Here is a 12,992-nt window from a genome sequence, read left to right as displayed (position 1 = left end):
GACGGCGGGAGAGAGACAGGCGAATGAGCACCGTTGACATCCGCGTGCCGGCCACCTCGGCGAACCTGGGCCCCGGCTTCGACTCCCTGGGCCTGGCGCTGGACCTGTACGACGAGGTCCGGGCCACGCTGACCGGCGAGCGGGGCGTCCACGTCACCGTCGAAGGAGAGGGCGCGGGCCAGGGCGAGCTCGATCTCGGCGAAGGACACCTGATCATCAAGGCCATGCGCAGGACGTTCGACCGCATGGGGGTCCCTCAGCCCGAAGGCATCCGGCTGCACTGCCGCAACCGCATCCCGCACGCCCGCGGCCTCGGCTCGTCCTCGGCCGCCGTATGCGCGGGCATTCTCGCCGCCCGCGCCCTGGCGGGTGCCGGGTCAGGTACCGAAACACATACCGAATCGCGAACGAAAACTGACTCGCGTCCGGAATCCGTACCAGGCACCTTCGGAGCACGCGCGAAATCGAGCGACGGCGGACCGCACGCGGGCGGATTCGCCGACGGCGTAGGACTTTCTGACGACGAGGTGTTCGCGCTGGCCACCGAGATGGAGGGGCATCCGGACAACGTGGCGCCGTGCCTGGCCGGAGGGCTGACGATTGCCTGGACTGACCACTCCGGATCACCGCGTATGGTGAAACTGCTCCCGGATGTGCGCATCCGGCCTGTCGTGTTCGTTCCGGCGACACGGTTGGCCACGGAGACCGCACGGGGGTTGCTGCCGAAAGACGTGCCCCACAAGGACGCCTCTTTCAACGCCGGCAGGGCTGCGTTGCTGATCGCGGCGCTGACCCAGCGGCCGGAGCGCGGGTTGCTGTTCGCCGCCACCGAAGACCGTCTTCACCAGGATTACCGTGCGCCTGCGATGCGGGCCAGTGCGGATCTGGTAGAACGTCTCCGTGCAGTGGGCGTGCCCGCGGTCGTTTCGGGAGCGGGTCCCACAGTTCTTGCGTTTTCTACACCGGATTCGCAGGATTTGATCGCGCCAGAAGTGGGTAATGACTGGCACATCCAGCTTATGGACGTCGACCCAGTTGGTGCGAACGTTCAGTTCCCCGAGACACGCTGATGCCTCTTTAGACCTTCAGGGAATAGCCGTGTGCGCTGGTGATGTTAGGCTGATAGCCGCACCAGATGCCCCCTTGGTGGGTGCGTGCTTGTCAGCCACACATCGCTGCATCATGCTGCACGTCGCGAGGCGTGTGCAGCGCGGCTGTCTCCCCGGAATCCGTTGCCTCCGGTTGGCCCACACCCGGTTGGCCCAACGTGAGGTGGCGACGACGGGGGTCTGCGCGTTCGAATCACCTCGACATCTGGCTGGCGACAGCAATCTGAGGGGTGTCATCCACGCGTCACTGTCCTGTGGTCGCTTGGACGCGCCTCTTTCAAGAGTGGCGGCCGTCCCCAGCGGCGGCCGAAGTTCGCAACGTGCACCCCGACCCGGTCTGTCCCGCCGGATCGCAAGCACCTCCGGGACGCCCGGCAGAACAAAAAACCGGCGCCCGACCCCTGGGAAGGACCTTTAGTTGAGCGACACCACCGAACTCCTCTCCGACGCACCAGGCTCACCTGCGCAGCCCGCGTCCGGCGACACCCCCACCCGCGCCGCGGCCAAGCCCCGTGCGCGTCGCTCCGGCACCGGCCTGTCCGCCAAGGTGCTGCCCGAGCTGCAGAAAATGGCCGCTGAGCTGGGCATCAGCGGCACCGGGCGCATGCGGAAGAGCCAGCTCATCGCGGCCATCCAGGAGAAGCAGGGTGGCGGCACCGGAGAAGCCGCGCCCGCTGCCGTAGCCGAGGCTCCGGTCGCCGCCGAGGTGGCGCCCGCCGCGGAGCGGCCCACCAGGACACGCCGGGAACGTTCCCGCCCCAAGACCGTTGAAGAGCCCGTCGCGCAGGCCCCCGAGCCGGTGGCCGTGGCCCCCGAGCCCGTGGTCGCCCCGGCCGAGCCGGTCGTGGAGCAGGCCCAGCCCGCCGAAGGCCAGCTCGACTCGCGTGCCGACCGTGGCGAGAGCCGCCGTGAGCGGCGCACCAGGGGCGAGCGCCGCGACCGCGGTGACCGTGGCGGCAGTGACCGTTCCGGCAGCGACCGCGGCGAGAGCAGCCGTGATGGCCGCGACAGCCGTGGCGAGAGCAGCCGTGACGTCCGTGACAGTCGTGGCGAGAGCAGCCGCGACATTCGTGACAGCCGTGACAGCCGTGACAGCCGTGACGGTCGCGACAACCGCGACAACGGTCGTGACAACCGTGACAACGGCCGTGACAGCGGCCGCGCCGACCAGCGTGAGCGTGTCGCCGACGGCGGCCGCGGCGGTGACCCGCGTGGCGGCAGCGACCAGCGCGGTGACCAGCGCAATGACCCCCGCAACGATCAGCGGGGCGACTCGCGCAACGATCCGCGCGGCGGCAGCGACGACGACGACCGCGGCGGTCGTGGCAGGCGGGGCCGGTTCCGCGAGCGCAACCGCGGCCGTGGCCGTGAGCGCTTCGAGAGCAACGAGCCCGTGATCGGCGACGACGACGTGCTCATCCCGATCGCCGGCATCCTCGACATCCTCGACAACTACGCGTTCGTCAGGACGAGCGGCTACCTGCCGGGCAGCAACGACGTCTACGTCTCGCTCGCCCAGATCCGCCGCAACGGCCTGCGCAAGGGCGACGTCATCACCGGTGCCGTCCGGCAGCCGCGCGACGGCGAGCGCCGCGAGAAGTTCAACGCCCTGGTCCGCCTCGACACCGTCAACGGCATGGACCCGGAGCAGGCCCGCAACCGGCCCGACTTCAACAAGCTCACGCCGCTCTACCCGCAGGACCGCCTGCGCCTCGAGACCGAGCCGAACATCCTCACCACGAGGATCATCGACCTCGTCTCGCCGATCGGCAAGGGCCAGCGTGGCCTCATCGTCTCGCCGCCCAAGGCCGGTAAGACGATGGTCCTCCAGGCGATCGCCAACGCGATCACCCGCAACAACACCGAGTGCCACCTGATGGTCGTACTCGTGGACGAGCGGCCTGAAGAGGTCACCGACATGCAGCGGTCGGTCAAGGGCGAGGTCATCCACTCGACCTTCGACCGTCCCGCCGAGGACCACACCACGGTTGCCGAGCTCGCCATCGAGCGGGCCAAGCGCCTGGTGGAGCTGGGCCACGACGTGGTCGTCCTGCTCGACTCGATCACCCGGCTCGGGCGCGCCTACAACCTCGCGGCTCCCGCGAGCGGGCGCATCCTGTCCGGTGGTGTCGACTCGACCGCGCTCTACCCGCCCAAGCGCTTCTTCGGCGCCGCCCGCAACATCGAGAACGGCGGCTCGCTGACGATCCTCGCCACGGCCCTGGTCGAGACCGGGTCCAAGATGGACGAGGTCATCTTCGAGGAGTTCAAGGGCACCGGCAACATGGAGCTCAAGCTCAGCCGTTCCCTGGCCGACAAGCGCATCTTCCCCGCGGTGGACGTCGACGCGTCCAGCACCCGTAAGGAAGAGATCCTCATGGCCAAGGACGAGCTCCAGATCGTCTGGAAGCTGCGTCGCGTGCTCCACGCGCTCGACATGCAGCAGGCGCTCGAACTCCTCCTGGAGAAGATGAAGGAGACCAAGTCCAACGCCGAGTTCCTCCTGCAGGTCCAGAAGACCACAGTGAGCAACGACCGCGACTAGGCGCCTTGATGAGGGGTGGTGGGGGTTTCTCCCTGCCGCCCCTTTTCGTTTTCCGGCTCTTGTACGGCACAGCCTGGCCTGTGCCAGACGCCGACCGGGGCTGAGGGCATCCAGGGACACGGCCGCTGAGCCCGCACGGGGCCGGCCGCCGTGACGTGACGGTGAGACCGGCTACGGGGGATAACCCCACCCCAGGACGGAAGTCCACCGCATTCTCCGTGGCCGGTGGACAGGGCACTCTGGTGGCATGGTTGCTGTGCCGTTGAGAGAGCGCGTGCCGTTGGGACCCCGGGGGCCTGTCGGCGTTGTCACCGATCCGGCCACCTGGCGGGCCGTGCCCTACATGCTGGTCAGTTTGGCCTTCGGGGTGGGCTGGTTCGTCGTGCTGGTCGTGGCGGTGCCGTTCTCCCTGATGCTGGTGATCTTCTGGGTGGGCATCCCGCTGGTGCTGCTGACCATGGTCGTGTGGCGTGGAGCGGCGATGCTGGAGCGGCGGGTGCTGCGAGCCGCGCTTGGCGTGCGGATCGCCGATCCCTACCGTGAGCGGCCTCAGCGAGGCATCGCAGCCCATATGGGCTGGTTGTTCAAGGACCCGGCCACCTGGAAGGACCTGGGCTATCTGTTATTGCTGTTCCCGTTGAGCCTGGTGGAGTTCGTCGTGTCCGTCGTGTCATGGGCGACGACTCTCATTCTGATCACCTCATCCTTCTGGTACGCGCAGGGTGAGGTGCTGCAGTTCGACGGTGTCCTGGTCATCGACAGTTGGCCGGGGGCCGTGCTCGGCACGATCTTCGGCTTCGGCATGCTGGCCGTGACCGCCTACGCCGTGCGCGGGATGGCCTGGCTGCACGGCACGCTGGCCGTGGTGCTGCTCAGTGGGAGCGAGGAGGAGCGGCTGCGGGCCAGCAGGGCCAGGGGCATCGACGCGGCCGAGGCGGAGCGGCGCAGGATCGAGCGCGACCTGCACGACGGCGCCCAGCAGCGGCTGCTGTCCGTCGCGGTGGACCTCGGGCGGGCGCAGGCCAAGCTCGACCACGCCCCGGAAGAGGCCAGGATGCTGATCGCCCAGGCACATTCCGGCACGAAGGCCGCGATCGCCGAGCTGCGCGACCTGGCCAGGGGCATCCATCCGGCGATCCTGAGCGACCGTGGGCTCGACGCGGCGCTGTCGGGGCTGGCCGCGAGGGCGCCGGTGCACGTGGACGTGTCGGTGGAGCTCGGCGCCACCCGGCCGCCCGCCGCGGTGGAGAGCATCGCCTACTTCATCGTGGCCGAGGCCCTGGCCAACATGGCCAAGCACTCGGCCGCCACCGAGGCGTCGGTACGCGTGGCCAGGGAGGACAGGCGGGTACTCGTCGACGTGTGGGACAACGGCATAGGCGGCGCCCTCGTCAACGCGGGAGGCGGCCTGTCCGGGCTGGCCGACCGGGCGGCCACGATAGACGGCGTGCTCATCCTGCACAGCCCGGTCGGCGGTCCCACGCTCGTGCGCGCGGAGTTGCCTTGCGAGTGGTAGTCATTGCACATGCGTGTCGTCATCGCCGAGGATTCCGTACTGCTCCGCGAGGGGCTGGCCCGGCTGCTCGCCGACGGAGGCATCGAGACCGTCGCGACGGTCTCCGACGGGCCCTCCCTGGTGGACGCGGTCACGGAGCACGTCCCCGACCTGGCGATCGTCGATGTCCGGATGCCGCCGAGCCACACCGACGAGGGCCTGCGCGCCGCGCTGAAGGTCCGGAAGGCCCGGCCGGACTTCCCGATCCTGGTGCTGTCGCAGTACGTCGAGGAACGCTACGCGGGCGAGCTCATCGGCCCGGCCGTCGGCTACCTGCTGAAGGAGCGGGTGGCCGACGTGGCGGATTTCCTGGAGGCCGTGCGCCAGGTGGCGGCGGGCGGCACTGTCATCGACCCTGAGGTGGTGATGCAGCTCCTCAGCAGGCAGCGGCGTGGCGCGCCGCTGGACACGCTCTCCCGCCGCGAGCGCGAGGTGCTCGCGCTGATGGCCGAGGGCCGCTCCAACACCGCCATCGCCGCCCGGCTGGTCGTCACCGAAGGGGCCGTGGAAAAGCACATCTCCGGCATCTTCGCCAAGCTGGCCCTCGGGCCGGCGCCCGAGGACCATCGGCGGGTGCTCGCCGTGCTCACCTATTTAGGACGTTGATTACCTGACACCGACGACTACCTGACGTCCACGAACTCCTGCGGCGACAGGGCGCTGCGGGTCTTGCTCGTGCCGGGCGCCTTGACGCGGAAGTAGCCGTCCTTCTTGATGGTGAAGGACTTGGCGTACTTGCCGGTCGAGTCCGTCTTGGCGAAGCGCAGGAGCTTGTACGTACTGGTGCCCTTGACCTTGAAGTAGACCTCTACCTTCTTCTTCGGATAGGCCTTGGAGCCTCTGTACACCTTGCCGGAGACCTTGACGGACGCGCCCTTCCGCACCTTGGCCGGGGCCTTGATCGTGACCCTGACCTTGGCCTTCTTCGAGGCGCCGCCGACCGGGGCGACGACCGTGAAGGAGCTGACGCCCTTGACCGTCTGGCCGCCGCGGTTGGCGTAGACCTCCAGCGTCCAGTCGCCGGGAGGCGTGTCGTCGCTGAAGAAGGTGCTGCCGCGGTAGTAGCCGTCGGAGCCGCGGTCCAGGTCGCCCAGATCGAAGGACTCGTTGGACTCCTCGCTGACGAGCTTGGCGGAAACCGAGTCCGCGTCGCTCACCGAGGCCTTCACCGAGACCTTGACGTCCTTGCCCTTGAGCAGGTGCACCGGGTTCGGCGTGACGCCGCCGCTGGTGATGCCCTGTTTGCCGGAGACCGGGAGCACGAAGTCGTTGCTCCCGGTGCCGCCGACGCGCGGGACCCTGACGTTCAGCCGCCAGTCGCCGGCGGGATCGTCCTTGCCGATGCTGAAGCTGCCGGTGATCACGGTCTCCGTGTCCTTGCTCGCCGAAGACGGCCTGAAGTCGAAGGACACGTCACGTCCCGCCCTGCCGGGCGGCGTGATGCTGCCGGTGATGGTCGCCGTGACGGCCGCCGGGTCCTTCAGCCTGAGGGTGACGCTGACGTCGATGTCCCTGTCGACCGGGATGAACGCGTCCGACGTGGCAGCCCCGTTGAAATCGCTGCCGGCACTGGCCGCATGCGCGGCCGAGAGGTTCACGCATCCGAGGAGAAGCGCGGCCCCCGTGGCGGTCGCGAGTAGCGACCGCAGCCTCTTCTTCATCTGATCGCAGTCCTTATGGTGATGAAAGTAATGGTTTGTGCGCCGGAGCCTAATGTGACCTGAGTGATGGCGCTATAAGGATCCGGGAATGCCTGGTGGCCTGGGACGGTTACAGCATCTGGCACACTGGTAGCTGACCCGCAGCGGTTCCGGCTCCCGCCCGCGTTTGATCGCGACTTCTGGCGACCCGGCGACCGCACCTCGAAAGGACAGCAATGAAGCCCGACATCCACCCCGCGTACAACGTGACCCAGGTGACCTGCACCTGTGGCAACACGTTCACCACCCGGAGCACTGCCAAGAACGGCAGCATCCACGCTGATGTGTGCTCGGCCTGTCACCCGTTCTACACGGGCAAGCAGAAGATCCTCGACACCGGCGGCCGGGTCGCGCGCTTCGAGAAGCGCTTCGGCAAGAAGTCCTCGGGCAACAACTAGCTTCACCGACGCCGACTCGGACGCACGCACGTGCGCCGGGTCGGCGTTCTTGGTGAAGAGACCGTTACACCCCAGAAGAAGGACGCACGGTGAATCTCGACGAGTTGCTCAAGGAGTATTCCGAGCTGGAGCTGCAGCTCGCCGACCCCGCCGTGCACGCAGACCAGAACAAGGCCCGTACGCTCGGCAGGCGCTACCGGCAGCTGACCCCGATCGTGGGCACCTACCGGGAGCTCGTGTCGGCTCGCGACGACCTGTCCGCCGCCAAGGAGCTGGCGAGCGAGGACGAGGCGTTCGCCGCGGAGGCGGCCGAGATCGAGGAGCGCATCCCGCGCCTCGAAGAGCGGCTGCAGCACCTGCTGATCCCGCGTGATCCCAACGATGACAAAGACATCATCATGGAGATCAAGGCGGGCGAGGGCGGCGAGGAGTCCGCGCTGTTCGCCGGCGACCTGCTCCGCATGTACCTGCGGTACGCCGAGCGGATCGGCTGGAAGACCGAGATCATCGACACCCAGCACTCCGACCTGGGCGGCTACAAGGACGTCACGGTCGCGATCAAGGCCAAGGGTGACGAGGGCGTGTGGTCCAGGCTCAAGTTCGAGGGCGGCGTACACCGTGTGCAGCGGGTGCCCGTCACCGAGTCGCAGGGCCGCATCCACACCAGCGCCGCGGGCGTGCTCATCTACCCCGAGGCGGAGGACGTCGAGGTCCAGATCGACCCCAACGACCTGCGCATCGACGTCTACCGCTCCAGCGGCCCCGGCGGCCAGAGCGTCAACACCACCGACTCCGCGGTCCGCATCACCCACCTGCCCACGGGCACCGTGGTCTCCTGCCAGAACGAGAAGAGCCAGCTCCAGAACAAGGAGTCGGCGCTGCGCATCCTGCGCGCCCGGCTGCTGGCCATCGCCCAGGAGCAGGCCGAGGCCGCCGCGCAGGCCGAACGCAAGTCGCAGGTCCGCACCGTCGACCGTTCCGAGCGGATCCGCACCTACAACTTCCCGGAAAACCGCATCTCGGATCACCGCGTAGGCTTCAAGGCGTATAACCTCGACCAAGTTCTCGACGGCGAGCTCACCGCCGTCACCCAGGCCCTCATTGACGCCGAGATGGCGGAGAAGCTCGCACAACACTCATGACATTTCTGCTGGACGAAATCGCCCTCGCCACCGCACGGCTGGCCGAGGCAGGTGTGCCCTCACCTCGTACGGACGCGGAGGAGATCGCGGCATTCGTCCACGCCGTGCGCAGGAGCGAGCTGCACACGGTCAAGGACGCCGACTTCGACGCCCTCTTCTGGGAGGGCGTCGCCAGGCGCGAGGCCCGCGAGCCGCTGCAGCACATCACCGGCCACGCCTACTTCCGCTACCTGGAGCTCGCGGTCGGGCCCGGCGTGTTCGTGCCACGCCCCGAGACCGAGGTCATGGCGGGCTGGGCCATCGAGACGCTGCGCGCGATGGATGTCACCGCGCCCCTGGTCGTCGATCTCGGCACCGGTTCCGGCGCGATCGCGCTGTCGATCGCCCAGGAGGTCGCGCTCTCCGAGGTGCACGCGGTCGAGGTCGACCCCGACGCGTACGGCTGGGCCAAGCGCAACATCTCCGAACACGGTCAGGGCCGCACCCACCTGCACCCCGACGACCTGGCCGAAGCCCTGCCCGAGCTCAACGGCAAGGTAGACCTGGTCATCTCCAACCCGCCCTACATCCCTCCCGGCGCGATCCCGCGCGACCCCGAGGTGCGCGACTACGACCCCACGCGGGCCCTCTACGGCACCGGAGACGATGGGCTCGGCGAGGTACGCGCGGTCGAACGTACCGCGCGCCGCCTGTTGCGCCCTGGTGGCTGGGTGTCCGTCGAACACGCCGACGAGCAGGGCAGGGCCGTCTACCTGACGTTCCCCGAAGACAACGGCTGGCGCGACGTACGCCTGCGGCAGGATCTGACGCGCAGGGACCGCTTTGTCACGGCCAGACTCGGCCAGGACTAGGATGCACGCGAGCGGCGCGGCCTTCTCCTGACCGAAGCATGGGGGAGGCCTCGAGAGCGGCGCTCGCCACCGAGCGGAGTGAGGCGATAAGACCGTGGGACGACGCTTTGACTGCACGGACCTGGAGCAGCGGGCCGAGGGTCTGACGGAGGCCGCCTCCGCCGTACGCCGCGGCGAGCTGGTGGTGCTGCCGACCGACACGGTGTACGGGATAGGCGCCGACGCCTTCACACCCGCGGCGATCACCGCCCTGCTCGAGGCCAAGGGCCGCGGCCGTGACATGCCGCCGCCGGTCCTGGTCGGCACCGTCCGAGCGGCCAACGCTCTGGTCGACGACCTGGGCCCGTACGGTCAGGACCTCATCGACGCGTTCTGGCCCGGGCCGCTCACGCTGGTCTGCAAGGCCAACCGGGCGCTGTCCTGGGACCTGGGCGACACCAAGGGCACGGTCGCGCTCCGCATGCCGCTCCACCCGGTCGCGCTCGACCTGCTGAAGGAGACGGGGCCGATGGCCGTCTCGAGCGCCAACCGCTCGGGCGCGCCGGCCGCCATGACGGCGGCGGAGGCCGAGGAGCAGCTCGGCGACTCGGTCGCGGTCTACCTCGACGGCGGCAAGACCACCGACAACACACCCTCCACGATCCTCGACCTGACCACGGCCGTGCCGCGGATGCTGAGGCGGGGGGCGATCCCGGTGCAGAAACTACGCGGCATCATCGGTTACGTCGCCACCGACGACTGACCGCCTGACCCGTCTGCTCGCCCGGCCTGGCTGACCGCCTGGGCTGGCTGACGTGTTTGCCCACCTGGCCCATCTTGGTCTGCCCGCTTGGTCTGGCTGGTCCACCCGCTCGATCCGACTGGCACTGTCGACCGGCTCTGTCCGCCCTGGCTGCCTGTCCGCCCGGTTCGTCTGTTTGGTCGGTCTGCCGACCGGCTCGCGCGGCTGGTCTGACTCGCGCCGTCCATCCGCCGGGTTTGTCCTGTCGGGCCTTCCCGCCCGCCCGGTCTGCCCGTACGGTCCGTGCATCCGGTCGTACGTCCGGTGTGTTCGGCCTGGGTGGAACGGATGACCAATACCGTCTGCTTATCCCGGCTGCGGCGACGCCGGCAGGCCCTTACGGTGAAGTCCGGAGCGGCGCGACGTCCGGGAGTGACCCATGGGCAAGTTCGACGGGATGGATCCCAAGCTGGTCCGTGACCTGCTGGCCGAGGTGAAGCACGCGGTCACGCAGATGCGGTCGGTTGAGGGGCGTGTCGGGCAGGTCATGAGCGGGGCCGGTCTGGCCACCCAGACCACCCACCGGCCGGTCCAGGTGGCCGATGCGGCTGAGGTCATGGTTCGCGACGTGACGGCCCGGCTCGGACTTCTGGAGAAGAAGGCCGACCATCCGCGGGTGGGGGATCAGAGCAAGGACGCCGCGCCTACGGTGGGCGGTGACGCGAAGGACGACGACCAGCCCAAGGAGGACCGCGGGGACGAGCGGTCCAAGTACGAGAACCCGCGGGCCGACGACGGCACCCCTTCCGACGACTCCAAGCCGGACGCCAAGACGGGTGAGGACAAGCCCGATGCGAAGACGGGCGACGATAAGCCGGACGCGAAGACGGGCGATAAGCCGGACGCCAAGACGGGCGATGATAAACCGGACGCGAAGACCGACGACAAGCCGGACGCGAAGACCGACGACAAGCCCGATGTGAAGACGGGTGACGACAAGCCGGACGCGAAGACCGACGACAAGCCCGATGCCAAGACTGGCGACGACAAGCCGGACGCCAAGAGCTGCGACGACGACAAACCGGACGCGAAGACCGGGGAAGACAAGCCCGACGCGAAGACGGGTGATGACAAGCCGGACGTCGAGAACATCACGCCTGGCACCGACAGCGGCGACGAGCCCAAGGACGACGACATCGCCAGTAGGCGCGATCGCGGGGCCGACTCCGACGGTGGGATCATCGACACTCCGGCCAAGGACCACCCCGACGACTCCGACCCGCACAAACCGCAGGTCGTCGTGGTTGACGGCGTCAAGGTGCTCCAGGTGCCCATCGATCCGCCCACGGCCGAGGCGTTGCGGGACCTGCTCGACAACCTCGACAAGGTCCAGCCCGCCGACATGCCCTCGCCGACTGACGCCGCGTCCACGAACGGTGCGGATGCCCCGTCCACGAACGGTACGGACGTCAACGCCTGGGCCAATGACGGCAGCGACGTGGTGTCCGTCGATGCCAAGCCGCTGAACCCGGACGCGCTGTCGACGGTGGTGGACCATGCGCGCGACATCAAGCCGATCGACATGCCGACCGTGGAGGTACCGGCGGGCGAGTACGACAAAGGCGAGTGGGCGGCCATGCACATCAGTCCCGACGGCCAGCCGGGAACGATCGACTCTGGCAGCATCTCCTCCGCCCACACCCCGTCCACCGGGGACTCCGCGACCGTCGCCCCGTCCGTACACGACATCTCAGGCTCGACAGCCGACACGGTCGCGACGGCGGACACGCCGTCGACCGTGACCGACACGCCGTCGGGCACGACCGAAACCGGGGATTGCCAGGCGACGGACACAGGGACGCGCTCAACCGGCGACGCGGCGGCGGTCAAGCCGACGGATCCGCCGGTACATCAGGTTCCGGATGATGGGACGGGTCGTGTGGCGCCGACAGACCCGCCTGGGCAGCAGGTCCCCGACAATGGGACGGGGCGTGTAGCGCCGACGGATCCGCCGATACAGCAGGTTCCCGACAACGGAACGGGTCACGTCACCCCGACCGAGCCATCTGGGCAGCGGGCTGCGGACGCCTCGGCGCCCACCGTGGGTGAGCCGGTGGTGGTGGGGCCCACTCAGCCGTCGGTGGACCAGAGTGGGGCGGTCACGCCGCCTGCCACCGATGCGGCGGCGCCCCCGGTTGCCGACACCTCCGCCCGGCCGACCCACGCTTCGACTGTCTACGCGGCGGCCGGGGTTGATGCCGCTGCGTGGGGCGGTGATGGTCGTGACGTCGTCTCCGTTGAGGCCAGGTCCATGGACTCCGACGCGCTCAGAGCCCTGGTCCAACACCACCGTGACGTTCAGCCGCTCGACATGCCGGGTGTGGAGGTCCCGCCGGGTGAGTACGGCGAGGGTCAATGGGCGCTCAGAGACATCCAGCCTGATGGGCCACCTGGCACGATCGAGCCGGGGGCCCGCGAGAGGAGCGTGTGATGTACGTGGACCCGCCCGCCCCTCAACCCCGTCAACCGGGCGAGAACCCGCCTCTCAACGGCAGCGGAAACCCCCTGGAAGCCCAGCCAAGGGCCTGGGAGTTCAATCCCGAGTACCAGCGCCTGGTCACCGCCTGGCAGACCGTCCTACCCCTGCTGGAGGGCCTCACAACGGCCCTTGACAAGGCGTACCAGCTGGCTAGGAGCCCCCAGACCTGGGACGCGCCTGTGGGGACGCGCTACGTCGAGGACATCGGGGCGTGGCGGTCCAGGCTCGCCCTGTACCGCCAGGCTGTGCTGACGTCGATCAGTGAGCAGGCCGCCGACACGCCGCGCTGGGTGCCCAGCGCGATCGGCGCCCCCCACGCGTTCTCCTGACGTCCGCCAGCGAGGGTGGCCAGGGACGGGCGCCAGCGTGTGACACCAGGGACGGACGCCAGAGACGGACGCCAGGGACGGGCCGCCAACGAGGGCGCCAGCG

The 12,992-nt window shown here is 68.9% G+C and carries 11 protein-coding genes; 10 read left to right on the top strand and 1 reads right to left on the bottom strand.

What is annotated here, in order from left to right:
* The first annotated feature begins 23 nt into the window (after positions 1-23).
* The 4 genes from ACGFNP_RS18950 (at position 24) to ACGFNP_RS18935 (ending at position 5,815) form a co-directional block, all read left to right on the top strand.
* Complete coding sequence (locus ACGFNP_RS18950; protein WP_393320063.1) at positions 24-1,070, top strand: homoserine kinase; 1,047 nt, start codon at positions 24-26, stop codon at positions 1,068-1,070.
* A 457-nt stretch (positions 1,071-1,527) separates the two neighbouring features.
* Positions 1,528-3,654: a transcription termination factor Rho gene (rho, locus tag ACGFNP_RS18945; RefSeq protein WP_393320060.1), complete on the top strand. Its 2,127-nt coding sequence runs from the start codon at positions 1,528-1,530 to the stop codon at positions 3,652-3,654.
* A gap of 274 nt (positions 3,655-3,928) precedes the next feature.
* Positions 3,929-5,170 carry a sensor domain-containing protein gene (locus tag ACGFNP_RS18940; RefSeq protein WP_358317084.1) on the top strand — a complete coding sequence of 414 codons (1,242 nt, stop codon included), beginning with the start codon at positions 3,929-3,931 and terminating at the stop codon, positions 5,168-5,170.
* Positions 5,171-5,179: 9 nt separating this feature from the next.
* Positions 5,180-5,815, top strand: a complete 636-nt coding sequence (locus ACGFNP_RS18935) for a response regulator transcription factor (RefSeq protein ID WP_358317086.1) — start codon at positions 5,180-5,182, stop codon at positions 5,813-5,815.
* Positions 5,816-5,832: 17 nt separating this feature from the next.
* Here the strand turns inward: ACGFNP_RS18935 and ACGFNP_RS18930 are convergent, their stop codons facing one another.
* Entirely contained in the window at positions 5,833-6,870 is a 1,038-nt protein-coding gene (locus tag ACGFNP_RS18930) for a hypothetical protein (RefSeq protein WP_393320056.1), read from the bottom strand.
* Positions 6,871-7,085: 215 nt separating this feature from the next.
* Between ACGFNP_RS18930 and rpmE the strand changes: the two genes are divergently transcribed.
* The 6 genes from rpmE to ACGFNP_RS18900 all read left to right on the top strand — a co-directional run bounded on the left by rpmE (position 7,086) and on the right by ACGFNP_RS18900 (position 12,889).
* Positions 7,086-7,307, top strand: a complete 222-nt coding sequence (gene rpmE, locus ACGFNP_RS18925; RefSeq protein ID WP_358033467.1) for a 50S ribosomal protein L31 — start codon at positions 7,086-7,088, stop codon at positions 7,305-7,307.
* An 89-nt stretch (positions 7,308-7,396) separates the two neighbouring features.
* Positions 7,397-8,449, top strand: coding sequence for a peptide chain release factor 1 (gene prfA, locus ACGFNP_RS18920; protein ID WP_358317090.1), 1,053 nt, complete (start codon positions 7,397-7,399; stop codon positions 8,447-8,449).
* Complete coding sequence (gene prmC, locus ACGFNP_RS18915; RefSeq protein ID WP_214641709.1) at positions 8,446-9,300, top strand: peptide chain release factor N(5)-glutamine methyltransferase; 855 nt, start codon at positions 8,446-8,448, stop codon at positions 9,298-9,300. Before prfA ends, prmC begins: the two co-directional genes overlap by 4 nt.
* A gap of 94 nt (positions 9,301-9,394) precedes the next feature.
* Positions 9,395-10,042, top strand: coding sequence for an L-threonylcarbamoyladenylate synthase (locus tag ACGFNP_RS18910; RefSeq protein ID WP_358317092.1), 648 nt, complete (start codon positions 9,395-9,397; stop codon positions 10,040-10,042).
* A 418-nt stretch (positions 10,043-10,460) separates the two neighbouring features.
* Entirely contained in the window at positions 10,461-12,512 is a 2,052-nt protein-coding gene (locus ACGFNP_RS18905; RefSeq protein ID WP_393320051.1) for a hypothetical protein, read from the top strand.
* Positions 12,512-12,889: a hypothetical protein gene (locus ACGFNP_RS18900; protein ID WP_393320047.1), complete on the top strand. Its 378-nt coding sequence runs from the start codon at positions 12,512-12,514 to the stop codon at positions 12,887-12,889. The genes ACGFNP_RS18905 and ACGFNP_RS18900 overlap by 1 nt, the downstream gene beginning before the upstream one ends.
* Positions 12,890-12,992 lie beyond the last annotated feature (103 nt).

Source organism: Nonomuraea sp. NPDC049269, from assembly GCF_043197155.1.
In the GTDB taxonomy this organism is placed as follows: domain Bacteria; phylum Actinomycetota; class Actinomycetes; order Streptosporangiales; family Streptosporangiaceae; genus Nonomuraea.
Note: the sequence above shows the minus strand (reverse complement) of the source record. Positions and strands in the feature narration are given on the sequence as shown.

What these genes read in the sequence shown, in the direction of transcription:
- ACGFNP_RS18950 (WP_393320063.1), top strand. Translation starts at nt 24, where the DNA reads ATGAGCACCGTTGACATCCGCGTGCCGGCCACCTCGGCGAACCTGGGC.
- ACGFNP_RS18935 (WP_358317086.1), top strand. Translation starts at nt 5,180, where the DNA reads ATGCGTGTCGTCATCGCCGAGGATTCCGTACTGCTCCGCGAGGGGCTG.
- rpmE (WP_358033467.1), top strand. Translation starts at nt 7,086, where the DNA reads ATGAAGCCCGACATCCACCCCGCGTACAACGTGACCCAGGTGACCTGC.
- prmC (WP_214641709.1), top strand. Translation starts at nt 8,446, where the DNA reads ATGACATTTCTGCTGGACGAAATCGCCCTCGCCACCGCACGGCTGGCC.
- ACGFNP_RS18930 (WP_393320056.1), bottom strand. Translation starts at nt 6,870, where the DNA reads ATGAAGAAGAGGCTGCGGTCGCTACTCGCGACCGCCACGGGGGCCGCG.
- ACGFNP_RS18900 (WP_393320047.1), top strand. Translation starts at nt 12,512, where the DNA reads ATGTACGTGGACCCGCCCGCCCCTCAACCCCGTCAACCGGGCGAGAAC.
- ACGFNP_RS18905 (WP_393320051.1), top strand. Translation starts at nt 10,461, where the DNA reads ATGGGCAAGTTCGACGGGATGGATCCCAAGCTGGTCCGTGACCTGCTG.